Annotated in this window: 20 protein-coding genes and 1 tRNA gene; 8 read left to right on the top strand and 13 right to left on the bottom strand. The window is 52.8% G+C overall.

Annotation, left to right across the window (positions count from 1 at the left end; all coding sequences use genetic code 11):
- Nucleotides 1-11: 11 nt before the first annotated feature.
- The 4 genes from dnaN to mutM form a co-directional block, all read right to left on the bottom strand.
- Nucleotides 12-1136: a DNA polymerase III subunit beta gene (gene dnaN, locus CPA56_RS03460; RefSeq protein ID WP_182040660.1), complete on the bottom strand. Its 1125-nt coding sequence runs from the start codon at nucleotides 1134-1136 to the stop codon at nucleotides 12-14.
- Between the two features lie 74 nt (nucleotides 1137-1210).
- Complete coding sequence (gene dnaA / locus CPA56_RS03455; protein ID WP_195805095.1) at nucleotides 1211-2656, bottom strand: chromosomal replication initiator protein DnaA; 1446 nt, start codon at nucleotides 2654-2656, stop codon at nucleotides 1211-1213.
- Nucleotides 2657-2926: 270 nt separating this feature from the next.
- Entirely contained in the window at nucleotides 2927-3196 is a 270-nt protein-coding gene (rpsT, locus tag CPA56_RS03450; protein ID WP_182040658.1) for a 30S ribosomal protein S20, read from the bottom strand.
- A gap of 61 nt (nucleotides 3197-3257) precedes the next feature.
- On the bottom strand, nucleotides 3258-4157 hold the full coding sequence (gene mutM, locus CPA56_RS03445) for a bifunctional DNA-formamidopyrimidine glycosylase/DNA-(apurinic or apyrimidinic site) lyase (RefSeq protein WP_182040906.1): 900 nt from the start codon (nucleotides 4155-4157) through the stop codon (nucleotides 3258-3260).
- A 30-nt stretch (nucleotides 4158-4187) separates the two neighbouring features.
- Here mutM and ubiE point away from each other — a divergent pair, with 30 nt between their 5' ends.
- From ubiE to CPA56_RS03420, 5 genes are all read left to right on the top strand, one after another.
- Nucleotides 4188-4976 (top strand): bifunctional demethylmenaquinone methyltransferase/2-methoxy-6-polyprenyl-1,4-benzoquinol methylase UbiE, encoded by a 789-nt coding sequence (ubiE, locus tag CPA56_RS03440; RefSeq protein ID WP_182040657.1) that lies wholly within the window; start codon nucleotides 4188-4190, stop codon nucleotides 4974-4976.
- A 25-nt stretch (nucleotides 4977-5001) separates the two neighbouring features.
- On the top strand, nucleotides 5002-6186 hold the full coding sequence (coaBC, locus tag CPA56_RS03435; RefSeq protein WP_182040656.1) for a bifunctional phosphopantothenoylcysteine decarboxylase/phosphopantothenate--cysteine ligase CoaBC: 1185 nt from the start codon (nucleotides 5002-5004) through the stop codon (nucleotides 6184-6186).
- 24 nt (nucleotides 6187-6210) lie between these two features.
- Entirely contained in the window at nucleotides 6211-6663 is a 453-nt protein-coding gene (dut, locus tag CPA56_RS03430; protein WP_182040655.1) for a dUTP diphosphatase, read from the top strand.
- An 81-nt stretch (nucleotides 6664-6744) separates the two neighbouring features.
- On the top strand, nucleotides 6745-8217 hold the full coding sequence (locus CPA56_RS03425; protein WP_182040654.1) for an ABC transporter permease subunit: 1473 nt from the start codon (nucleotides 6745-6747) through the stop codon (nucleotides 8215-8217).
- Nucleotides 8218-8220: 3 nt separating this feature from the next.
- Nucleotides 8221-9540, top strand: a complete 1320-nt coding sequence (locus tag CPA56_RS03420) for an ABC transporter ATP-binding protein (protein WP_182040653.1) — start codon at nucleotides 8221-8223, stop codon at nucleotides 9538-9540.
- A gap of 46 nt (nucleotides 9541-9586) precedes the next feature.
- On the opposite strand, the gene msrA is transcribed toward CPA56_RS03420, so the two are convergent.
- Nucleotides 9587-10126 (bottom strand): peptide-methionine (S)-S-oxide reductase MsrA, encoded by a 540-nt coding sequence (gene msrA / locus CPA56_RS03415; protein ID WP_182040652.1) that lies wholly within the window; start codon nucleotides 10124-10126, stop codon nucleotides 9587-9589.
- Between the two features lie 167 nt (nucleotides 10127-10293).
- Here msrA and ilvD point away from each other — a divergent pair, with 167 nt between their 5' ends.
- Nucleotides 10294-12147 (top strand): dihydroxy-acid dehydratase, encoded by a 1854-nt coding sequence (ilvD, locus tag CPA56_RS03410; RefSeq protein ID WP_182040651.1) that lies wholly within the window; start codon nucleotides 10294-10296, stop codon nucleotides 12145-12147.
- 106 nt (nucleotides 12148-12253) lie between these two features.
- On the opposite strand, the gene CPA56_RS03405 is transcribed toward ilvD, so the two are convergent.
- Together CPA56_RS03405 and CPA56_RS03400 are read right to left on the bottom strand one after the other, a co-directional pair.
- Nucleotides 12254-14959, bottom strand: coding sequence for a valine--tRNA ligase (locus CPA56_RS03405; RefSeq protein WP_182040650.1), 2706 nt, complete (start codon nucleotides 14957-14959; stop codon nucleotides 12254-12256).
- A 96-nt stretch (nucleotides 14960-15055) separates the two neighbouring features.
- A complete protein-coding gene (locus CPA56_RS03400; RefSeq protein ID WP_229707406.1) occupies nucleotides 15056-16471 on the bottom strand; it encodes a TolC family outer membrane protein in 1416 nt (471 codons plus the stop codon).
- 220 nt (nucleotides 16472-16691) lie between these two features.
- Between CPA56_RS03400 and CPA56_RS03395 the strand changes: the two genes are divergently transcribed.
- A tRNA-Cys gene (locus CPA56_RS03395) sits at nucleotides 16692-16765 on the top strand.
- A 122-nt stretch (nucleotides 16766-16887) separates the two neighbouring features.
- On the opposite strand, the gene CPA56_RS03390 is transcribed toward CPA56_RS03395, so the two are convergent.
- The 3 genes from CPA56_RS03390 to CPA56_RS03380 all read right to left on the bottom strand — a co-directional run bounded on the left by CPA56_RS03390 (nucleotide 16888) and on the right by CPA56_RS03380 (nucleotide 19469).
- Nucleotides 16888-17499 carry a phosphatase PAP2 family protein gene (locus CPA56_RS03390; RefSeq protein WP_182040649.1) on the bottom strand — a complete coding sequence of 204 codons (612 nt, stop codon included), beginning with the start codon at nucleotides 17497-17499 and terminating at the stop codon, nucleotides 16888-16890.
- A 92-nt stretch (nucleotides 17500-17591) separates the two neighbouring features.
- Nucleotides 17592-18584 (bottom strand): glucokinase, encoded by a 993-nt coding sequence (glk, locus tag CPA56_RS03385; protein WP_326831296.1) that lies wholly within the window; start codon nucleotides 18582-18584, stop codon nucleotides 17592-17594.
- Between the two features lie 90 nt (nucleotides 18585-18674).
- The gene (locus CPA56_RS03380) at nucleotides 18675-19469 is read right to left on the bottom strand and encodes an SDR family NAD(P)-dependent oxidoreductase (RefSeq protein ID WP_229707369.1); all 795 of its coding nucleotides are present in this window, start codon (nucleotides 19467-19469) and stop codon (nucleotides 18675-18677) included.
- An 84-nt stretch (nucleotides 19470-19553) separates the two neighbouring features.
- Here CPA56_RS03380 and CPA56_RS03375 point away from each other — a divergent pair, with 84 nt between their 5' ends.
- The gene (locus CPA56_RS03375) at nucleotides 19554-20732 is read left to right on the top strand and encodes a GNAT family N-acetyltransferase (RefSeq protein WP_182040647.1); all 1179 of its coding nucleotides are present in this window, start codon (nucleotides 19554-19556) and stop codon (nucleotides 20730-20732) included.
- A gap of 43 nt (nucleotides 20733-20775) precedes the next feature.
- Here the strand turns inward: CPA56_RS03375 and thiL are convergent, their stop codons facing one another.
- From thiL to nrdR, 3 genes are read right to left on the bottom strand one after another with little or no spacing between them, the layout of a single operon-like run.
- Nucleotides 20776-21726 (bottom strand): thiamine-phosphate kinase, encoded by a 951-nt coding sequence (gene thiL / locus CPA56_RS03370; RefSeq protein ID WP_182040903.1) that lies wholly within the window; start codon nucleotides 21724-21726, stop codon nucleotides 20776-20778.
- A gap of 11 nt (nucleotides 21727-21737) precedes the next feature.
- A complete protein-coding gene (nusB, locus tag CPA56_RS03365) occupies nucleotides 21738-22217 on the bottom strand; it encodes a transcription antitermination factor NusB (protein WP_182040646.1) in 480 nt (159 codons plus the stop codon).
- Nucleotides 22214-22693 (bottom strand): transcriptional regulator NrdR, encoded by a 480-nt coding sequence (nrdR, locus tag CPA56_RS03360; protein ID WP_182040645.1) that lies wholly within the window; start codon nucleotides 22691-22693, stop codon nucleotides 22214-22216. The genes nusB and nrdR overlap by 4 nt, the downstream gene beginning before the upstream one ends.
- Nucleotides 22694-22817: the final 124 nt, after the last annotated feature.

Below are 22817 nucleotides of genomic sequence, written 5' to 3'. Positions count from 1 at the left end.
AAGGGAGCAGATCAGACCCGGATGGGCATGAGAACGTATAGGGCGTCTGGCTGCCCCGTATCACGGATCAGTGTGGGGGATGAACTGTCAGCAAAGGCAAACTCCGCCTCAACATCAATCTGGTCTGTGATGTCGGTCAGGTAGCGGGCCTGGAAACCGATCTCCACGTCATCGCTGTCGTAAGTGACGCTGTTTTCATCCAGCTCTTCCTGTGCGATGCCCTGATCAGGGCTGACGGCAGAAAGTGTCAGATGGTTCTTGGTAACGGTCAGCTTCACGGGGCGTGACCGCTCCTGACTGATGGCGGCTACACGTCCTACCGCAGCTGCCAGGTCCTGCTTGGCAACACGCAGGATGCGTGAATTGTTCTGGGGGATGACCCGGGAATACTCCGGGAAGGTCCCGTCAACCAGCTTGGAGGTCAGCAGGATGGTCCCGATGCGGAACTGAATGCGTGTCTCGGAGAGGGCGACCTCCACGGAGGAGCCATCACTGTCCAGCAGCTTCCTGACTTCAGTCACTGTCTTGCGAGGTACGATGATGCCTGGCATCGATTTGACTCCCAGAGGAGCTGGAGTATCGACCTTGGCAAGCCTATGTCCATCAGTAGCGACGGCACGTAGATAATTCTTCTTTTCTTCCAGCACAACGTGCAGATAGATGCCGTTCAGATAATAACGGGTCTCTTCGTTGGACATGGCAAAACGGGTGCGGTCGATCAGCCCACGAAGATCAGTGGTATCAATGGAAAAATGATGAGGCAGGTCACCTGCCACCATGGCCGGAAAATCATCAACTGGAAGGACATTCAGGTTGGTCTCATAGCGACCAGCCTTCAGGTGAAGCGGCTCTTCCGTGCTCTCCTGTTCGAATTCGATCAGGGCTCCGTCAGCGAGTTTCCGGACGATCTCGAACAGGACGGCGGCAGGTACGGTCACGGCACCTGCCCGTGTCGCTTCGGAAGGCAGTTCTTCCACAACGGCAATTTCCATGTCTGTTGCCGTCAGCTGCAGAACTTCACCATCATGCTTCATCAGCACATTGGCCAGAATGGGGATGGTGTTCCGTTTTTCGGCGACACCCTGAATGTGAGACAGTGCACGCAGAAGCGGCGCGCGATCAACCGTGAACTTCATGAAAACCCCAGAGCCTTATCGGTAAGAGTAGCGTCTGCTTCTAGCAAAATAAGGACACGTTTGAAAAGACAGGATCAACTTTCCAGCATATGCCGCAGAAGTTCTACACTTTCCGCTAGGCCGGGATCCTGCTCCATGAGCTCCGAGACACGGTTGACTGCATGCATCACGGTCGTATGGTCCCGGTTTCCAAATTTCCGTCCAATCTCGGGCAGGCTGCGGCTTGTAAGCTGTTTGGCCAGATACATGGCAATCTGCCTCGGCCGGGCTACAGCCCGTGCCCTACGGGCAGAAGACATGTCAGTCAGGCGGATGTTGAAATGTTCAGCAACCTTGCGCTGGATTTCATCAATCGTGACACGGCGTTCATGAGCCTTCAGCATGTCCTTCAGGACATCCTGTGTTGATTCAAGTGTGACGGGGCGACCAACCAGATCCGCATGGGCGATCAGACGGTTTAGTGCGCCTTCAAGTTCCCTCACGTTGGTCGTGATCTTATGGGCAAGATATTCCAGAACCTTGGGGGGAACGGGCGTGCCCGAAGCCTTGGCCTTGGCCTCCAGAATGGAGATGCGCAGTTCAAATGTAGTAGCGTGGATATCAGCCACCATCCCACAGCCCAGCCGTGTACGCAGCCGGTCTTCCAGCCCCGAAAGGTCTGACGGACTTTTGTCTGCGCTGACGATGATCTGCCGCCCAGCATCCACCAGTGCATTGAACGTATGGAAGAATTCTTCCTGAGTGCTGTTTTTACCGATCAGAAACTGAAGATCGTCAATCATCAGCACATCCACGGAACGTAGCTGTTCCTTGAATTCCATCTGGGATTTTGACTGCATGGACGCAATGAAACGGTACATGAATTTCTCAGCAGACATGTAGGCTACTGAAATGTTGCCACGGCTCATCAGCTTGAGGCCAATGGCATGCATGAGATGCGTTTTCCCCAGCCCTACCCCGCCATACAGGAAAAGCGGATTGAAGCCTGGACTGGCCGGATGGTCTGCAACACGGCCGGCACAGGCATAGGCAAATTCATTGGGCTTCCCGACGACAAAATTGTCGAAGGTGAAACGTCGGTCCAGAGGTACGGCCAGATCGTTGCGGACTTCATTGACTGAAGGAGCTGACGTGACGGCTGTCTCCTTCTCCAAGGCTGCAGCATCTTCTCGAGCCAAGGATTGTATGTCTGTACTGGCACCATGTGTGCCATATGCAGCGGAGACAGTTTCCGTTGTTATCGGAGTGCGCTGGGCTCTCTTGTCAACACGTAACTCGACGTGCTGGACGACGGAACTCTCCTCCCGCCACAATGTCTGGAGACGCTGTCCATATTGGACCCGGACCCAGTCTCGTAAAAAACGTTCCGGCAGGTAAAGCGTGATCTCGTCTTCATCAAGCGGACCCAGCGTGATGCGTTGTATCCACATCCTGTATTCGACATCCCCTACTTCGCCCTTCAGGCGTTCGCAGATACGCAACCAGGATATTCTAAGAGACGTCACATCAGAAGAGGCCATAGCAGCGTCCTGGGACTGAGCTTTTTCCACTTCTGATCTCCGTACTTATGAGCCGTATATCTTCAGGCAGGGTAAAGCCCGCCCGGAGGAGTAATCAAGTATTTTTGCCCGCAATGATGGACTGTCCGTTAACTGCTTCTCTCAGGAAAAGCAGGTCACTGCGGTCATGTCTGTCTGACTGGAGACGACAAAAAAAGAACGCGCCCGCAGGCGCGTTCAAGACCGTCCCTTTTTTGAAGAAGAGACGGTTTTCCCTGCCCTAGAAGCTGATCAGGCAGCAGCAAGAGACTTGATGCGGGCAGACAGACGGGAGAGCTTGCGGCTGACCGTGTTGCGAGCAATGACGCCCTTGCCTGCTGCACGCTGCATCTCAGGCTGGGCAGCCCGCAGAGCTTCTGCCGCTGCCGCCTTGTCACCGGACAGGATGGCCTTCTCAACGTTCTTGATGAAGGTACGCATACGGGACAGACGAGAAGCGTTGCGCAGACGGCGACGCTCATTCTGGCGGATGCGTTTACGGGCAGATGCGTTATTTGCCATGGACTTCAGGTTTCCTGCGGATGGTTCGCTAAAAAATAATGCTTGCTCCTCTACTCTCCTGTCAGCATGGCGTCAAGCTCTGTCTTCGGTTCTTCTGGAGATCACAGGTTAGTCGCTCCTGTTTTTTCTGACAGTGTGGACAGAAAAATGTGGACCGGCCGCTCTGCGTCATGCGTTGTATGGAGGAACACCTCTTTTCCTCTAGGCAGACGGGACATGAGAGCCCTTCTCTGCCATAAACAAGATGGAGCTCCTGAAAGGCTCCTGGCTGGCCATCCGTATGGACATAATCCCGCAGGGTAGAGCCTCCTGCATCAATGGCTGACTGGAGAATGTCTTTGATGAAACCATGCAGGCAGTTCAGTTCTGCGTAGGTCAGCTTGTTGGCTGCTCTGGCAGGATGAATGTGTGCCCTGAAGAGGGCCTCGCAAACGTAGATGTTGCCCAGTCCAGCAATTTTACGTTGATCAAGTAGAACATCCTTGATTGATCTGCTCGTATCGCAAAGGGGGACCAGATGTCCTGTCGTGAATTCATCCGAGAGAGGCTCCATTCCCAGAAAGCGCAAAGAAGGATGCTTCTCCTCTTGACCCTGCCGGAAAAGGTCGACCATACCGAACCGTCTGGCGTCTACCAGGCCGATGCGGCAGTTGTTGTCCGTCCATATCACGAGATGCTCATGCTTACGTGGAGGAACATTCTGCTCTGCCGGGTCAATGAACAGTCGTCCAGACATGCCAAGATGGATAAGCATGCTCCATCCATGCTGAAAATCGATCAGGATGTATTTGGCACGGCGACGTAACCCCGTGACCGTCTGATGCAATGGTATGGTGGCAAGATCGGGTGGAAAAGGTGTACGAAGATTGGGTCGGTTAATGTTCATGGCGACGATGCTCTGCCCTTCCAGAGCAGGTTTCAAGCCTCGGAGAATGGTTTCGACCTCGGGGAGTTCTGGCATAAATATCCACAATGAGATAACGATGGTCACATGACTGAAAACCATTCCTCCCACACCTTTTCTTCTCCGTCAGCTGATTTTGAGGCTGACACGATTGATTTCGGCTATCGGGACGTGCCCCGAGGGGAGAAAAAGCCTCTTGTCCGTCAGGTTTTTGAAAGCGTTGCGGGCAAATATGATGTCATGAATGATGCGATGTCCCTTGGCATCCACAGGGTCTGGAAGCGCATTTTCGTGACCATGCTTTCTCCTCAGCCTGGGCATCGTCTGCTTGATCTGGCTGGCGGAACAGGTGACATCACTTTTGGTTGGCTGCGTCGTGGTGGTGGGCAGGCCGTTCTGTCCGATATCAACGAGGCCATGCTGGAGGTGGGGCGGAAACGGGCCATCAAGGCTGGACTGATCGGCAAGATGGATGTCTGTGTGGCCGACGCCGAGGCCCTTCCTTTCCCTGATGCCTCCATGGACCGGATATCCATGGCTTTTGGTCTGAGAAACTGTACGGACAAGGATGCTGTACTGCGGGAGGTCCGACGTGTACTGAAACCAGGCGGGCGGTTTCTGTGTCTTGAATTTTCAAAAGTGGACGTTGCAGCTCTTTCGGCTGTTTATGATGCCTGGTCTTTTCAGGTGCTACCCCGTATGGGGCATATGATTGCCGGTGATGCCGAAAGTTATCAGTATCTGGCTGAAAGCATCCGCATGTTTCCAGATCAGGAGACGCTTGCCGGGATGATGCGGAAAGCTGGGATGGAGCGTGTATCCTATAGCAACCTGTCTGGTGGCATCGTGGCCATTCATTCAGGCTGGAGACTCTAACATCCAGGCTGGAGACTCTAACATCATGCCTCGAGTTGTGCTTGTTCTGGGAGGCGGCATAGCCGCCTACAAGGCTCTGGACGTAGCTCGACAGCTACGACGGAATGGCGTGGAGGTCGTTCCCGTCATGTCACAGGCCTCTCGCCAGTTCGTGACGCCACTGTCTCTGGAGGTATTATGTGGTCGTCCCGTTCATGATGAACTGTTCCTGCCAGGGCAGGAAAGCAAAATAGGTCACATAAGTCTGGCCCGTTCGGCTGATCTGGTACTGGTCTGTCCTGCAACGGCCAACCTGATGGCCCGGATGGCTCATGGAATGGCCGATGATCTGGTCACAACTCTTCTGCTGGCAACGGATGCGCCGATTCTTCTTGCTCCGGCCATGAACCCACATATGTGGGCACATCCGGCAACGCAGGCCAACATGTCCCTGCTGCTGCAGCGGGGAGTGATGTTTGTCGGTCCAGCTCATGGAAATGTCGCCTGTGGGGAAACCGGGACGGGCCGTCTGGCTGAGCTGGAAGACATGATGGCTGCGGTGCATGCTGCCCTGCATAGGGGTGATCTCGAAGGCCGCAGGATACTCGTCACCGCTGGGCCAACAGTCGAACCTGTCGATCCGGTCCGCTTCATTTCCAATCATTCTTCCGGTCTTCAGGGTTATGCCGTCGCTGCGGCTTTGGCCGGAAGAGGAGCTGACGTCAGACTGGTCAGTGGGCCTGTGAGTTTGCCAACGCCGCCCGCCGTGAAACGGATTAATGTGAAGACAGCGGAAGATATGAAAGCAGCCTGTCTGGAACAGCTTCCGGTTGACGCTGCCGTCTGTGTTGCTGCCGTGAGCGACTGGCGGCCAGCGTCCATTCATGGAAGCAAAATGAAGAAAACCGGGAAGGAGCCGCCTGTTCTTCGGCTTGTCGAAAATCCGGACATTTTGGCGACGCTGTCCCATCTCCCGGACAGGCCAGAATTGGTGGTTGGTTTTGCAGCAGAGACGGACAACCTGCAGGAACATGCCGAACAGAAACGGCAGCGAAAGGGCTGTGACTGGCTCCTTGCCAATGATGTATCGAAACACCATTTCGGTGGGCTTCGTAATCAGGTTCTCTTCTTGACCGGAGATGGTGTAGAATGCTGGCCTGAAATGGATAAGACGGCTCTGGCCAATCAGCTGGCTGAGCGGGTGGCCTTCTTTTTCAGGGGCCAATCCTGATTTTTGATCCTTGGAATGTAAATTATGTCGAACGATGTGACTGTCCGTGTTCTTCGTCTTCCTCATTCTGAGGGACTGGACCTGCCTGCCTATGGTACGTCTGGGGCTGCGGGTGTTGATTTTCAGGCTGCCATAGAAACGCCTCTTACCTTGAAACCCGGTGACCGCATTCTCGTTCCGACAGGGCTGTGCCTTGCGCTTCCGACAGGGTATGAGCTCCAGATACGTCCCCGGTCAGGACTGGCCCTGAAACATGGCATCATGGTGCCGAACAGCCCGGGTACCATTGACGAGGATTATCGTGGAGAAGTCCGCATCATTCTCATCAATGCTGGCATGGAAAAGTTTGTCATCGAACGGGGCATGAGAGTGGCACAGGGCGTTCTGGCTCCTGTTGTGAGAATGAAGTGGCAGGAGTGCAGCAGCCTTGATACAACCGAACGAGGGCATGGCGGTTTTGGCAGCACCGGTCATTGAGCTGGTTTGACCTTCCTGCCTGGACCATAGGACTAACTGTTAAGGTCTGGTTATGGACGTCCATTTGTGTCTGGACCTGTCATGAAGAGACGGAACTGGCCGCTGGCCTATCTTCCCAGACTGGAGAACCGCTGTTTACGCTGGTTTATGGCCTATCATGGCCGTGGGCTGTCCTGCTGTTTTCTGGTTGTCGGGGCCTTGTATGGTCTTTATCGGGGCTGTGGCTTCACATTTTTTCCTCCACTTTCCTCTCCGTGGGAAGATGTATTCTGGACCTTAGGCAAGGTGGCTGCAGCTCTTCTATTGGCTGCGCTGGGGCATTGTGTCCTGTTGTCCATGGCCGCCTGTTCGGCGGATGTGCGACACGTCCTGATCAGGATTACGGCCTTTCTGGCTGAAATTCCCTCGTTCTGTCTTCTTGGATTTTGCTGTGCGGTCCTTTCCCCTTTCTGGAGTGTGGCAGGACTGGCTTTTTTCAGCCTTCTGACCAGAAGTGTTCATGCCACCCTAAAGGCCGGAAACAGGATACCATCCAGTTTTCTGAAAACGGCCCGGGCTTTGAGACTGGGGCGGTGGCAGAGTTTCTGGCGTCTTCATGTACCTTTTGCCTTTCCGGAGCTGGTTCGTGCCGTACTGCGTGACCTTCCGGGTTTCTGGCTACAGATCTTGGGCGGGGAATTGATTATCTCCCTGTTCCTCTCTCAGTCAGCCCCTGGACTTGGGGGAGCTTTTCTGTCTGCCCTGAAGGGAGGAGAGACAGGGGTACGTCTGATCATCCTGTTCCTCATGTTGGGACTCATCCTTCTGGTGCAGCACGGTCTTATCGGGCCTCTTCGTGGGTATGGGCGTCATTATGCTGTCTGCGATCTGACTCAGCTTGGCAAGGACAGGCGGGATGACCGTACTTTTTCATGGCGGAAGCATTGTGTGGCTGGAATCTTGGGAACGGTTCTGACATCCATCCTCCTTTCTTACGGTTTTTGGGGGAATCCCGATCCATTGAGTCTACTGGTCATTACGGTCTGCATGATTGGTGGATTTTGGGGCTTTGCCGGAGGTCTACTTCTGGGGGCTTCAGATGGTGTGAAGAAACTGGGCCGACAGTATTGCCTGATAGGAGGAGTCGTACCCCTGTTCCTGTTCTGTCTGGCCTCGCCATTTCCCATACCGACAGTTTTCATGCCGGCTCTGGCGGTCACTGGTTTGAGTGGCTGGACATTTTTTCAGTACGATTCCGCCTCTTCTGGCAGACAGTTTGTCATGATGGGTAAATATCTGCGTCTACCGCTGCTGTCTTCCTGGAAGGATGTCAGGTTTCCCTTACTGTGTCCGGCTCTGCTGCAGGCAAGTGTCGTGTCCCTGCCCTTCTTCTGGGATAATGTTTATCTGGCAGCTTTCTTGGAAAAAGGGACACTTCATCTTCCCATTCTTCGTGCCCATGCTTACGGAATGCAGGCAGTGCTTCTTTGCCTGATGACACTGCTGGCCATTTCCGTGCGTTGGGGGATTTTCCTTCCGTTGCAGGAACGTATGGCTCATCGTTACAGGATCTAGCTCATGGGTGGTATTTTACGTCTCGCTGACTGTGCCCAGTTTGCACACAAATCCCGTAATCAAGATGTGCCGATTGTTGAGCAGATCAACATGGAGGTTCGGGAGGGAGAGATTCTGGGTCTCGTTGGACGTTCAGGGTCTGGGAAGTCGAGTCTTCTCAAGATCATGGCCGGGTTGGAAACGCCCAGAAAAGGAAAAGTCTTCTGGCGGGAAGAAAAGGCTACACCGCAAGCCCTCGAAAAGGTTTCCATTGTTCTTCAGGATGATGTCCTGTTCCCTTGGCTGACAGTGCGGGAAAACATCCTTCTTGCCCTGGAAGCAAAAGGCCAGCCTAGAGACGAACGAGAGAAAATCGCGGGAGCCATCATCGAGGTCCTTGACATGGATGGGTATGAAGGAGCCTATCCTCGTGAACTGTCCGATGCTCTCAAAGAACGGACATCGCTGATCCGTGCCCTTGCCCGACAGCCTGAAATACTGCTGCTTGATGAGCCATTCCTCAACATAGACCATCTGAGCGCAGAAAACCTGAGGACCGACCTGATAGAACTCTGGCAGGAACATCGGCTGGGACCATTGAAAGCCATGGTTCTTGCCACACATGCCATAGAAGAGGCTGTGCTGATGTGCGACAGAATACTCCTCTTTTCGTCTGGGCCGGGGCGTATCACCCATGAAATTGTCGTTCCCTTCCCTCATCCCCGTAATCGGCAGGACGACGCCTTCCGGCATTTTGTGGACCAGATATATACGCTCATGACACTGCGTGCCCCCAGTGTTTCCGAGGCGGAACTTGCCTCACCTGAGGCAGGAATGATTCAGGATGACACTGGATCTTTCATCGTGTTGCCGGACATTTCCATCGAACTTCTGGTCGGGCTTATGGAAGCTCTGGATCATGCTCCCTCATCCGGCCGGGCTGATCTGCCAGAACTGGCCAACCAGTTGCAGATGACTCTTGATGATCTTTTTCCGCTTGGGGAAACCTTGCAGCTTCTTGATCTGGCAGAGCTGGAAGATGGGGATATCATGCTGACCAGTACGGGGCGTATCTTTGTGGAGGGAGATGCTGACGCACGACGGGATATCATGAGAACGGCCCTGCTTCACTCCGTCCCTCTTCTGAAACTGATTCGTGGGACACTGGATGAACGAGCTAGTCACGCCATGGATGCCGACATTTTCCGTCGCAGACTGGAAGAATCCATGTCCACCACCTATGCCCGTCAGACCCTGAATACGGCCATTTCCTGGGCCCGCTATGCGAATCTATTTGGTTATGATGAAGAGACGGACAGGGTTCTGCTGGAGGAGGATGAATGAGCAGGAATTCTGATCTTGAAAACGAGACTTCCTGCTCATTTTTCTGTCAGGCTAACTTCAGTCGATCGCGATAGAGTTTACGTGCCTTGGCCACCTTTGGTGCCACAACGGCGGCGCAGTAGGCTGTATCTGGATTCCGGGCAAAATAATCGTGGTGGCTTGCCTCGGCCTCCCAGAAATGCGCAGGTCCCTCAATTGCCGTTACGATGGGGGCTTCCCATATGCTCTGCCCCGCAATTTCATCACGGATTTTATGGGCAACAGCCCGCTGGGCTTCATCTCCAAAAATGACGGACCGGTACTGGGTGCCCACATCATCGCCTTGCCTGTTGAGCTGGGTTGGATCGTGGGTTGTAAAAAATACCCGTAGGATATCGTCCAAGCCAATTTCATCCGGATCGAAAACGATGTTTACGACCTCTGCATGACCTGTCTTGTCTGTGCAGACATCCTTGTAACTGGGATGTTCCATATGACCACCAGCATATCCTGGCTTGGCTGAAATAATTCCCTTGAGGCCTGTAAAGATGGCCTCAACACACCAGAAGCAGCCGCCTCCAAGGATGATGGATGATGTCTGTGTCATGACTGTCCTGTTCATATAAAACAATGGGTACGCTGCATATGGTTCCCTAAGGACTGGAAACCTAGGGGAAAATCGTCATGCTTTTCATATATTTCAATTTTTATGTTTTATAGTTCCGTTTCTTACGATAAGACGCCATGGTACGTTTTTTGCAAGAGGTTTTGCCGATGCCCGCCTACCGCTCCCATACAAGCACCCATGGCCGTAACATGGCAGGTGCCCGTGCACTCTGGCGGGCAACGGGCATGAAGGATGATGATTTCAACAAGCCCATCATTGCCATAGCCAATTCCTTCACCCAGTTCGTACCCGGCCATGTGCATCTCAGGAATATGGGTGCACTGGTCGCCTCCGCAGTGGAAGAAGCTGGCGGGGTGGCACGAGAATTCAACACGATCGCCGTGGATGACGGCATCGCCATGGGGCATGGAGGGATGCTGTATTCCCTCCCCTCTCGGGAGCTTATTGCTGATTCTGTTGAATACATGGTCAATGCCCATTGTGCCGATGCGCTTGTCTGTATCAGCAATTGTGACAAGATAACGCCGGGCATGCTTATGGCCTCCCTGCGGCTGAATATTCCGACCGTTTTTGTGTCTGGTGGCCCCATGGAGGCAGGCAAGGCTGACATGGGTGGCATTGAGCGGGCTGTGGACCTTGTAACATCCATGGTTGCCGCAGCGGATGATCGTGTCAGTGATGATGTATCTGAGCAGGTGGAACGCTCGGCCTGCCCTACCTGCGGGTCATGCTCTGGAATGTTCACGGCAAATTCCATGAACTGTCTGACGGAGGCACTTGGTCTGTCCCTGCCTGGCAACGGCTCCCTGCTGGCAACGCATAGCCAGCGGAAAGGACTCTTTCTGGAAGCAGGTCGCCTGAGCGTTGAGCTGGCCAGACGGTGGTATGAACATGAAGATGGTACGGCTCTGCCCCGAGGCATTGCCACGAAGGCAGCCTTCATGAACGCCATGACACTGGATATTGCCATGGGGGGCTCAACAAATACGGTGCTTCATCTGCTGGCAGCTGCCCGTGAGGCTGGTGTTGACTTCACGATGGATGATATTGACGCTCTTTCCCGAAAAGTACCGCATCTCTGCAAGGTGTCTCCCTCCGTTGCAGACGTACATATGGAGGATGTGCATCGGGCTGGCGGAATTCCGGCCATTCTGGGTGAGCTTGATCGTGCAGATCTGCTGGAAACGAACATCCCTATGGTGCATTCTCCCACTCTGGCTGATGCTCTGAAGAAATGGGATGTCGTGCAGGGCGATGGAGAAGCGGAAGCATTGTTCCGGGCTGCACCGGGTGGAGTGCGGACGGTTGAGGCGTTTTCACAGAACAGCACCTACAAGGAACTGGATAAGAATCGTCAGAGTGGTGTACTGCGGGACAAGGCTCATGCCTTCTCACAGGATGGTGGGTTGGCTGTTCTGTATGGAAATCTTGCTCTGGACGGAGCGATTGTCAAAACTGCAGGTGTTGCGGAGCATATCCTGAAGTTCAGCGGCCGTGCCCGTGTCTTTGATAGCCAGGACGCTGCCGTGAATGCCATTCTGGGAAAAAAAATTATCCCCGGTGATGTTGTCGTCATCCGCTATGAAGGGCCCAAAGGGGGACCTGGGATGCAGGAGATGCTCTATCCAACCAGCTATCTGAAATCCATGGGACTGGGTGAAGTCTGCGCTTTGATTACTGATGGTCGTTTTTCTGGAGGCAGTTCAGGCCTTTCAGTAGGCCATATTTCACCAGAGGCCGCCGAAGGTGGTTTGATTGGTCTTGTGGAAGAAGGAGACTCCATCATCATTGATATTCCAGCGCGGTTGCTGCATCTGGATGTAAGTGAACAGGAACTGGAAGCCCGTCGTACGGCCATGCATGAAAAAGGAACCGCAGGTTGGCAACCACGGCGTGAACGTATTGTTTCCACTGCCCTGAAGGCTTACGCCGCCATGACGACCAGCGCCGCCCATGGAGCAGTGCGTGATCTGTCACAGATCGTTGTAAAGAAACGCTAAATTTTTTGTGGGGAGAGAATCATTCCTCCCCCTCCTTTGCCTGCCAGGCAATAAAAAAACCTGCCCTCTATAGGGCAGGCTTTTCTGTGGGCCGAAAGTGCATCGATCAGCTGATGCGTCCTAGAGCTGTTTTTTGCTTGTTCAGCTCCTGCTGGAAACTCTGAAGACGGTCACGATTTTCCTGTACGATGTCAGGTTTCGCCCGGACTACGAAATTTTCGTTGGACAGTTTTTTCTCAATTTTGCCGATCTCATTTTCCAGCCGTGATATTTCTTTGATCAGGCGGGCCTTTTCTGCTTCCAGATCAATGATTCCTTCGAGAGGCAGGAAAATTGTCGCTTCATCCAAAATAAGCTGGGCGGCCATTTTGGGAGGTTCACCTGTCAGCGGTGCAATCTCGGAAGCACGTGCCATCTGATCAATGGCAGCCTGCCACTGGCGGGAACGAACGATTGTCTTCTCAGAAGCATCCCTCAGAAGCAGGGGAGCTTTCTGGGAGGGAGGGACATTCATTTCCGCACGGATGGTCCGAACATCACTGATCAAACGAATGACCCAGTTCACTTCATCAGCAGCGTCTTCAGCTCCGGCAATTTTGGGAAGCTCTGGCCAGCTGTCGATGCCAAACGCTCCTTCATAGCCCAGTTTCTGCCACAGCGCGCCCGTCACAAAGGGAATGACCGGATGCATCATATGCAGAATGATGCCCAGAACGTAAGCGGCTGTTGCTCTCAGCTCATCGGCTTCGGCTCCGTCAGACCGGAATACCGGTTTGGAGAATTCCACGAACCAGTCACAGAAAATGTTCCAGACAAAACCATAACAGCAGCGTGTATATTCGTCGAAACGGGATGCTTCCAGTGCTGCATCAGCCTGATTGATAGCCTTGCGAGCTTCTTCCAGTATCCAGCGACCCAGAGTGGACTGAACGGCAGATGGAGTAAAGCTCGGTTCTGGTTCCACGCCATTCATCTGGAGGAAGCGTGAGGCGTTCCACAGTTTGGTGATGAAGGCCCGGTGTTCTTCGACACGTCCCCGTCCCAGCTTGATGTCACGGCCCAGCCCGGCTCCAGCAGCGATGGCGAGACGTGTGGCGTCTGCTCCGTATTCTGTAATCAGATCGAGAGGATCAATGCCATTACCACGAGATTTGGACATCTTCTGCCCTTTCTCGTCACGGACAAGTCCATGGATCAGTATCTTGCGGAAAGGCACATCCCCCATAAAGTGGAGGCCCATCATCATCATCCGGGATACCCAGAAGAAAATGATGTCGAATCCGGTTACGAGTGTACTTGTCGGGTAATAAAATTCCAGAGTTTCAGTCTTGTCAGGCCAGCCAAGAGTGGTGAATGGCCAAAGGGCAGAACTGAACCAGGTATCTAGAACATCCTCATCTCTGGTCAGGGTAACTGAGTCTCCCGCCTGTTTCTGGGCTTCTTCCTCCGTTTCGGCAACATAGGTCTTCCCGTCACTACCATACCAGGCCGGAATTTGATGTCCCCACCAGAGCTGTCGACTGATGCACCAGGGTTGCAGATCCCGCATCCACGCAAAAAAGGTATTCTCCCACTGTCGAGGTTCAAAAACCATTTTACCGTTTTTGACGGCATCAACAGCTGGCTGGGCCAGTCTGGGAGCATCACAGTACCATTGTAGAGTCAGGCGAGGCTCTACGATGGCCCCACCACGTTCAGCTGTTGGAATCTGAAGAGTATGCGGTTCGATTTTTTCCAGCCATCCCATCGTTTCCAGCTGTGTGACGATTTTCTTACGTGCTTCATCCCGGTGAAGCCCTGCAAGGGACCGCACAAAAGCAAGGTCACTCACACCGTCATGCTCGCATAGCTCTGCCTGGATTTCATCCAGCCAGATGCAGGCACCTTCATCAAGAATGGTTGGAGATGGAAGATCATGCCGCTTGCCGACTTCGAAGTCATTGAAATCATGAGCGGGCGTAATTTTGACGGCTCCGGTTCCTTTCTCCGGGTCTGAATGTTCATCGGCTATGACAGGGATAAGACGGCCTGTCATAGGCAGGATGATGTTCTGCCCGATTAGAGTTGTATAGCGGTTATCGTCCGGATTGACGGCAACGGCAACATCGCCCAGCATCGTTTCCGGCCGTGTCGTGGCAATCGTTATGGTTCCGCCGTTTTCTAACGGATACCGGATATGCCACATTGAACCCTTGGTTTCCTTGTTTTCCACTTCGAGGTCAGAAATGGCTGAACGGAATACCGGGTCCCAGTTGACCAGACGACGGTCCCGATAGATCAGTCCTTCCCTGTGAAGCTGAACGAATACTTTTCGGACAGCCCGGGACAGTCCTTCATCCATGGTGAAACGTTCACGTGTCCAGTCTGCGGAAGCACCTAGACGACGTAGCTGCCTGATGATGGTTCCGCCATATTCGTTTTTCCATTCCCAGACACGATCAATGAATCCGGGACGGCCAAGTGTTTTGCGATCAATGCCTTCCTGATCAAGGGCACGTTCCACAACCATCTGTGTGGCAATGCCGGCATGGTCCGTTCCGGGCTGCCACAGAACATTGGCCCCCTTCTCCCTCTGCCACCGAATCAGAATATCCTGCAATGTGAAGGTCAGGGCGTGTCCGAGATGAAGTGTTCCTGTCACATTGGGTGGCGGGAACATGATGGAATATGGTGTGCCTTTTTTTTGAGGATCAGCCGCAAAGAGGTCTGAGTTCTCCCACTGTCTGTACAGGGTATCCTCGTAATCGGCAGGGATGAACGTTTTTTCCAAAGTGGATGGTGTCAGGGATGTATCTGTGAGCTGAATGGTCATGAGATTCCCGATTTTTCATGTTCGTTTCAGGTGGCAAATTTCATATCATCAGGCATGACACTTGCCGATAGGCATGGTTGAAAAACAGTTCGTATTTCAACGTCCTGGAAGATTTGTCTTGTAATCGCCTATCCCCCACAGGCGGTTGCGGACGGCGTAGTAATAGGCTTTTTCATCATAGAGCGGAACATTCAGTTTGAGGTCGACTGCTGTCAGATGTCCGATAGCTCGTGCAATATCGTATGATGACGTAACGAGAGAAATTACACTCTGGATCAGAGCGCGCTGGGACTGAAGTAGTGTGGCCTGCTGCTGAAGAACGGATAGTGTTGTTGCCGTGCCGACAAGTGCCTGTCTTTCTACTCCAGCCAAGGCGGCCATGTTGGACGTGACAGCCATTTTATGACTCTGAAGGGTTTCCTTGACAGCTTCGTATAACTGCCAGCTTGACGAGGTCTGTTGAAGGGCGAGCCTACGCTGCACATCAACTTCATTTCGGGCTGCAATGGCAGTCTGTCTGGCCTGTCTGATGGCTGCATACTCACCACCACCCTGATAGATGGGAATTTGAAGATTCAGGGTGGCATATTTGTTATCTTCAAGAGACTGGTCCTGCCCCTGATCTTTTGATCGCTGGTATGTTAGCCCTGCCGAGAGTTTCGGCATGATAGCTGACATCTGGACAGAAATATTATCTTTCTGCTGTGCTTCGTTGAAAAGTGCTGCAATGACGTTGGGATTATTACGAATTGCTTCTGTGACAGCTTCTTGTTCGGTTCGAACTGGAAGTGCCAGAGGTTGTGGAGGTACAAGATCAGGTGGAGCTGGAACACCTACCGTTTGCAGATAAGTGGCTTGGGCGGACTGGACCGCTCCTTCAGCTTGGTGGAGTTCAGCCGTGGCTGAGGCCAGGGCCCCTTGTGCCTGTGCGACTTCGGTTCGGCTCAGTTCTCCCAGACGGAAACGCCGGTTTGTAGCGTCCAGTTGTTGACGAAGAGAGCGTTCATTGTTGATGCTAACCTGTAAAAGTTGGATGTTTGCGACGAGACGAACGTAAGCGTTCATCGTGTTGTAAAGAACTTCCTGCTCTGTTTCGATGAGGCGGGCACGTTGAGAGAATATCTGATTTCTGGCCATGTGTATGCCAGCAACAGTCTTACCGCCCTGATATATTGGTTGGGTCAGTGATACTGATGTATTGTATCCACCGTTATTATAGTGCTGGGTGTAAGGTAGTTTTACATTCTTTCCGTCGATTATGGTCTGCTGCGAGTAGCGATTGCTTCCTTTGTAGTAGGTTAAAGAACCTGACGCAGATATTGTAGGACGCCAGCCCGCCTGAGCAACAGACATCTGTTCATCAACGGCACGAAGTTGTGCTCGTGCTTCTCTCAGCTGTGGATTGGTGAGATATGCAAGAGAAAGAGCTTCTTTGAGGGTATGTGGGATGAATTCTGGATTGTCACTTGGAGTTCTGATCATCTCTTGGGCATGAACTTCTTGCCCTCCCATCGCAGTTATGATGCAGAAACTCATTCCACACTGAATTGACAGTTTGATTTTTGAAAAAAAATTGGAGGAGAGTTTCATGTATCGTAATCTGCCGGGCTGACTGTTCGTTGCTGAGGCGGATTATAGGGTAGAATCTGTCTGAAAATAAGTGAAAAATGCTTTACGACGTTTTCTCTCTTGACCTTTTAATAATAGTCTTTATTAAAGGGACAGCACATGAGGTCTGGTGGCAGAATGGCTATGCATCGGACTGCAAATCCGCGTATGTGGGTTCGATTCCCGCCCAGACCTCCATTGCTCTTTTCCTCCAAAAAGATCGTTTTGGTAGTCCTTCCTCTTCCTCTAAGGAAGGAGGAAGATAATTAAATAAAAAATTAACTTTATGCCAACTCAGTATAACACAAAATCCTTCCTTTTCACCTCAATCTGCTAGCCAACATATAAGCAAACTGCTTCCCTGCCCTGACATCCGAAGCCCAATGCATTCCACAAATAATGCGGCTTTCTCCAAATTCACGAGCCTGGTTCAAAAGCTGCTGCTTATGTGAGGGATACATATCTCCCAAGATCAAGGCAATGATATAAGCCCTGACTGTATGACCCGACGGGTAGGACCAACTGGTGACAAAATTTTTGTAATCGAAAACACAAGTCTTACCTCCACGATCTATGAAAGGCCGCCTTCTCTGCCAGATATTTTTTTCACGCTCCATTGCATTACGGGCCAACTTTTGAGCCTTCCCGATACGACGAGTCAATTCTTTTTCATCCTCGGGAGTCAACCGTATCTGACTCAGATCAATAAAATTCTGAACAGTCTGATCATCATTCATGCCAGCTTCATATGCCGCCCGTTTCCAACGAACGGAATCAGCCATACCTCTGGTCTCAAAATAAACCCGACTATCCTCTTTCGCTTCGGGAGAAGCCATGTCTGGAGGAGGCTGCAACCATGCTTCCTGCAGAAGCGGCTTGTGACGTCCAACCGTCCAGCCATAATATCCCGACAAAACCGCTACACCCATCATGAGGACGGGCAGCAGGCATCTCTTTCGTTTTTTGTTTTCCATAAGATAAGGACGGTGATCATCCCTGAAAAGGAATGATCACCTGCAACATATTACGAGATGACTTTACGAGCATCCTTGCTCGCATAAGCGGCCGCAGCACCATACAGCCCCGGCTGAGGATGCGTGATGATTTTCACCGGCATATCACTCATCATGGACTCGAAGCGTCCTTTGGCAATGAAACGCTCGGAAAAACCGGAATGAGGCAAAATATGAGCCAGACGCTGACCCAGACCACCGGCAACCACGACACCATGCGCACCATGCGCCAGAGCCAGATCACCTGCGACAGCCCCCAGGCTCAGAAAGAAACGTTCAAGAGCAGCAGCAGCCAGAGTGTCTGTTCCCTCCATTGCTGTGGTCCACAATGTCCGGTTATCCTTGATGGTGATGGGACGATCCTGCAACTCAGCAATCACTTCATACAGGTTGGTAAGCCCCGGACCAGAAACGATTCGCTCAACGGAAACACGACGAAAACGGTCACGCAGAGCACGCAGGATATGATCCTCAATCGCATCCAGAGGAGAGAAATCAACATGCCCCCCCTCTGTTTCAATTACATGATACCCATTTTCTCCACGCAGGAGAGTGGCAACCCCCAGCCCTGTGCCTGGGCCAAGAATGGTGATTGTCCCTTTGGCCGGCAGATCAACATCCGGACCACAGAGATGATTCATGTATTCAGGACCAACCTGTGCCACGGCATGACCGATAGCCCCAAAGTCATTGACCAGAGCAAAATCATCCAGCTTCAGTCGGCTACCCAACTGAGCCGGCTGGATGATCCAGGGATTGTTGGTCATTTTCAGAATGTCACCCGTGATCGGGCAGGCCACGGCGATGCCAGCTTCACGCGGGACAGGGCGTCCTAGAGAACGGCCAAAAGCCTCCCACGCCAGAGCCAAGGACGCATGCTCAGCACATTTCAGTGTCGTGGCTTCCCCGAGGGAAAAGACATGACCATCCTTGATCTCAGCAATTGCAAACCGGGCGTGAGTTCCGCCAATGTCAACGGCAACAATTTCTTTCATGCAATTTATCCCTTCACTACACAGAGAGATGCGTTGCTTCCTTTTCCCACGCCCTCCCTGCGGCTGCAAGAGTCCAGCCGACAGGGCAATAATTAATTATCAGTTACCGCCAGTCTCATTCTCCGGATGCTGCATGACATCCAACTTCCGCAAAATCCTATGAGCAATCGGACGAGGCAGAACCATTTCCAGAAGACGGGTCAGCTGGAATACCCACGGGAAAACCAGAACTCCCCTACCCTGATTGATGCTCCGCGCGATCTTGCGGGCTGCCTTGTCTACCGGAACAAGGAATGCCTGCTCACCATCCAGACGCTGGCTCATTGGAGTATCAATGAATCCAGGGGCAATCAGGCAGACCCGCACATTGTAAGGAGTCATGGCTGCCTGAAGGGCAGTGCTGAAACGGCCAAGCCCTGCCTTGGATCCACTGTAGACCGTAGCCAGTGGCAGATCGTGGAAAGAAGCGACCGATCCCATCATGGCAATGCGCCCACGCCGACGGGCGGCCATACGGTTGGCCATTTCGGTAGACATGGCCACCGGAGTGGCAAAATTGACCATGGACATCCTGAGAGCCGTCTCTGCTGACTCAGCCAGGGCATTATGAGGCCGTATGTCAGCCATCCCTGCGGAAAGGATCAGGATATCAACCGGAATCTGATCATCAGCCTCAATGAGAGATTTCAGGGCGTCATCAGCCTTTGTCAGATCAATGCTGAGTATGTCTGCACTTGCACCTTTCGTGCGTACGACAGACGCCGTTTTTTCCAGACGCTCTTCACTCCGTCCCCATAATGTCAGATGAACGCCAGGACGTGCATAATATTCTGCCAGTGCAGCCCCAATACCACTGGAAGCCCCAGTTATGAGGATATGATGCCGATGCGTCATTGGGTTCTTTTCTGGTCTGGACATGAGGCCCCTTTCTTTTTTGCCCTCTAGCGAGAAAGCCCGTGTACGAGTATAGCCATTGCTATGCAATGCGAAGCGCCAAACTCTCAATATGCCGAGGTCGATGTTCGCCCCGTGAACACACGGGGAGATTTACGTCGTTTTATCACACTTCCACGCCATATCTATAAGGGAATGGAAGGGTTTGTTTCTCCACTGGACATGGAGCAGAGACATCTGCTCAGCCCCAAGGAATCACCGGTTTTCCGTCACGCTGAAATCCAGTATTTCCTCGCTTGGCGCGATGGACGCCCTGTCGGGCGAATCGCTGCCATAGTCGATCATAAGGCAATTGAGCATTGGCAGGAAGTTATCGGCCAGTTTGGTGCGCTTGATGCCATCCCTGAAAAAGGGATCGTATCATCTCTTCTACAGGCCGTTGAAGACTGGTTCAGAAAACGGCAGATTTCCAAGCTTCGCGGCCCGGTCACACTGAGCGGAAATGCGGAGACTGGCACAATGGTGGAGGGGCAGCTGTCCGCTCCCATGATCGCCATTCCGTGGCACCCGAAAGGGCTGGATGCGCTCATTCGTGAATCTGGCTACGAGACAGCCCAGAATCTGCTCAGCTACCGTCTGGATCTGGACAGCAATACGGAGGAACGTTTCAAGGTTCCCGGCAATCTCAGACTTGGTCAGGGGCGTCTTAGCAGCATCACGACCCGGGATCTTTCCAAAAAAGAAATCACCACTCAGGGTGAGGTTCTTCGCAAACTCTACAACGATGCATGGTCGCACAAATACAATTTTGTGCCCATGCAGGACTACGAGATGACGGCCATGATCGAGCAGATCAAGCCACTTCTCCGTCCTGAACATTATGTCCAGATTGACCAGAACGGCGAACCCGTCGCCATGGCCATGGTGCTTCCCAATCTGTACGATATTGCAGGAGACCTTGGCGGCTCCCCCTCACCGCTCGGATGGATGCGTCTGGGTTATCGGCTTGCGACGCACAAATTTCGTTCGGCTCGGGTCATTCTTCTAGGTGTCTCCAGCAAAATGCGTGGCACGATGCTGGGCTCCCTTCTTCCGTCGCTGGCCATCGTGGAGCTGATGCGACGTGGCCACACGCTGCCTTACCGATGGGTCGAACTGGGATGGGTTCTGGAAAGCGATACGGGCATGCGTAACTTGGCCGAATCACTCGTGCCTCATCCGCACAAAACACATCGTTTATACGAAAAGAACCTTCTTTCCTGACCTCAGGGAAGAAGGTTCTTTTCTCCTACAATAAAATCTCTTTTTAGAAGTGCTGCCATCCTGTCCGTGTGAAACGGATAGGTTCATGGTTTTTGTCCAGCATTGTCACTCCCTGTCCCTCTGTGACCTTCCCTATTTTTGTGACAGGTACAGCATGTGCACGACAGTGAGTCTGCAAGGCCTCTTCCTGCTCCACAGGACAGGTCAGCAGCAGTTCATAATCATCCCCCCCCAGAAGAATGGTCTCCCGCCAGTCAGGTAGATACGCTTTCACCTCGGCAGAAAGTGGCAAAGCTTCCTCAAAAAGAGTGATAGCCGTCCCCGATTCCTCAGCGATATGGCCGCAATCTTGGACAAGGCCATCAGAAATATCCATGGCTGCACTGACAATTCCATAAAGGGACAGTCCGACACGTGGGGAAGGTATCCGATAAGACTGCACAAGAATCCCGTCCGGAGAAGCATCAATCTTGCCTAACCGTACCTGCAGACCGAGTGCAGCACGGCCAAGAGTACCCGTTACCCAGACACCATCCCCTGGCCGACCGCCGTCCCGCCGCAGGGTCTCTCCCCGACGGACAGCTCCCAGTATGGTCACGTTCAGCATCAATGGAGAAGGACTACCTGTCGTGTCTCCTCCAAGAAGGGTGATGCCAAACCGTTCCTGATCCTCAGCCAGACCAGCGGCGAACTCAGCAAACCAGGCTTCATCGTAATGCCGCCCTACCGGGACACTGACATTCAGCATGTAATGTCGAGGAGAGCTGCCCATGGCCGCAAGGTCAGAAAGATTGCAGCGCAGGAGCTTCTGAGCCACGGTCCTCGCAGGGTCATCAGGGAGAAAATGCAGGCCTTCCACCATGGTATCACTGGAAAGGACAAGCTCCTCGCCCTCAGGAAGAGACATGGTTGCCCCGTCATTACGGAGTTCCATGGCACCCTCACCAGCCAAAGGACGGAAATGTCGGGCTATGAAATCAAATTCTCCCACAATTCCCTCCCTTTTCAGGCGTTCTGGTCCCCATCTTTCTGACGGGCAAACCTGTCCAGTATCCCGTTGACCATTTTCGGCTCATCACCACTGAAAAAACCATGAGCCACATCCAGATATTCATTAATGACAATCTGGGCTGGAAGCTCCGTCATCATCTCTCCAATGGCCGCCCGTAACAGAGCACGCAGAACCGGATCCAGACGGTCCATCGGCCAGTTCTCTGGCAGAAGATTCCCCAGTGCCCTGTCCACACTGTCCTGCCGTTTCACCGTATTCCGAACAATTTCCTCCAGAAGATTCAGGTCTGCATCAGGAATGTGTCCATCATCAAAACTTGCCGTAGATGCAATGTGCCGGTGACGGATGAATTCCATGATGACATTCTCAGGATTGGCTCCCGTCTGTTCGCACTGATAAAGGGCCTGGGTCGCTGCCATGCGGGCAATGGTCCGGCTGCGTGTGCGGGATGTGGCTGACGACGGTTCAGTCATGGTGTCTCCTGAGAGGAGGGATCAGAAGGCCGATTCATATCAACAAGAATCTTTGAGAAAGCCTCTATTTCCCGAAAATCTTTATAAACACTGGCAAAACGGACGTAAGCCACACCATCGATATCCCGTAGCGCATCCATGACAAGCTCTCCTATCCTGTAGGATGGGATTTCCTGATCGCCAGATGATTCCAGCTGCCGTACCAGACCGTTGAGCAACCGCTCCTGACGGACCTCATCAACAGGACGTTTTCGCAGTGCAATACGGATGGAACGGGCCAGCTTGTCCCGATCAAACGGGATACGGCGGCCATCCGCCTTGATAACGGTCAGCTCACGCAGCTGCACACGCTCCACGGTCGTAAAACGCTGGGTACAGGAACAGCAGAAACGCCTGCGACGGATGGCCGTGCCATCCTCAACCGAGCGGCTGTCCTTGACCTGCGTCTCCTGATTTCCACAAAAGGGGCAGTGCATGGCATATTCCAAAAAGAAAAACCAAAACAGGGTCTTCCTTGACCCTGTCTGCCGCACAGTCTATCGGAAACAGCAGCATTGAGGAATATGGCAGGGCTTTTTTCTTTATACTGCCCTCCGGTTC

Source organism: Bombella mellum, from assembly GCF_014048465.1.
GTDB lineage: Bacteria > Pseudomonadota > Alphaproteobacteria > Acetobacterales > Acetobacteraceae > Bombella > Bombella mellum.
Note: the sequence above shows the minus strand (reverse complement) of the source record. Positions and strands in the feature narration are given on the sequence as shown.

Coding starts and splice junctions, on each gene's coding strand:
- coaBC (WP_182040656.1), top strand. CDS start 5,002: ATGCCTCGAGTTGTGCTTGTTCTGGGAGGCGGCATAGCCGCCTACAAG.
- nusB (WP_182040646.1), bottom strand. CDS start 22,217: ATGACTGAACCGTCGTCAGCCACATCCCGCACACGCAGCCGGACCATT.
- dnaA (WP_195805095.1), bottom strand. CDS start 2,656: ATGGCCTCTTCTGATGTGACGTCTCTTAGAATATCCTGGTTGCGTATC.
- CPA56_RS03375 (WP_182040647.1), top strand. CDS start 19,554: ATGCAATGCGAAGCGCCAAACTCTCAATATGCCGAGGTCGATGTTCGC.
- ubiE (WP_182040657.1), top strand. CDS start 4,188: ATGACTGAAAACCATTCCTCCCACACCTTTTCTTCTCCGTCAGCTGAT.
- mutM (WP_182040906.1), bottom strand. CDS start 4,157: ATGCCAGAACTCCCCGAGGTCGAAACCATTCTCCGAGGCTTGAAACCT.
- CPA56_RS03420 (WP_182040653.1), top strand. CDS start 8,221: ATGGGTGGTATTTTACGTCTCGCTGACTGTGCCCAGTTTGCACACAAA.
- CPA56_RS03390 (WP_182040649.1), bottom strand. CDS start 17,499: ATGATGGGTGTAGCGGTTTTGTCGGGATATTATGGCTGGACGGTTGGA.
- nrdR (WP_182040645.1), bottom strand. CDS start 22,693: ATGCACTGCCCCTTTTGTGGAAATCAGGAGACGCAGGTCAAGGACAGC.
- ilvD (WP_182040651.1), top strand. CDS start 10,294: ATGCCCGCCTACCGCTCCCATACAAGCACCCATGGCCGTAACATGGCA.
- CPA56_RS03380 (WP_229707369.1), bottom strand. CDS start 19,469: ATGACGCATCGGCATCATATCCTCATAACTGGGGCTTCCAGTGGTATT.
- rpsT (WP_182040658.1), bottom strand. CDS start 3,196: ATGGCAAATAACGCATCTGCCCGTAAACGCATCCGCCAGAATGAGCGT.
- CPA56_RS03400 (WP_229707406.1), bottom strand. CDS start 16,471: ATGGGAGGGCAAGAAGTTCATGCCCAAGAGATGATCAGAACTCCAAGT.
- CPA56_RS03425 (WP_182040654.1), top strand. CDS start 6,745: ATGAAGAGACGGAACTGGCCGCTGGCCTATCTTCCCAGACTGGAGAAC.
- dnaN (WP_182040660.1), bottom strand. CDS start 1,136: ATGAAGTTCACGGTTGATCGCGCGCCGCTTCTGCGTGCACTGTCTCAC.
- CPA56_RS03405 (WP_182040650.1), bottom strand. CDS start 14,959: ATGACCATTCAGCTCACAGATACATCCCTGACACCATCCACTTTGGAA.
- msrA (WP_182040652.1), bottom strand. CDS start 10,126: ATGACACAGACATCATCCATCATCCTTGGAGGCGGCTGCTTCTGGTGT.
- dut (WP_182040655.1), top strand. CDS start 6,211: ATGTCGAACGATGTGACTGTCCGTGTTCTTCGTCTTCCTCATTCTGAG.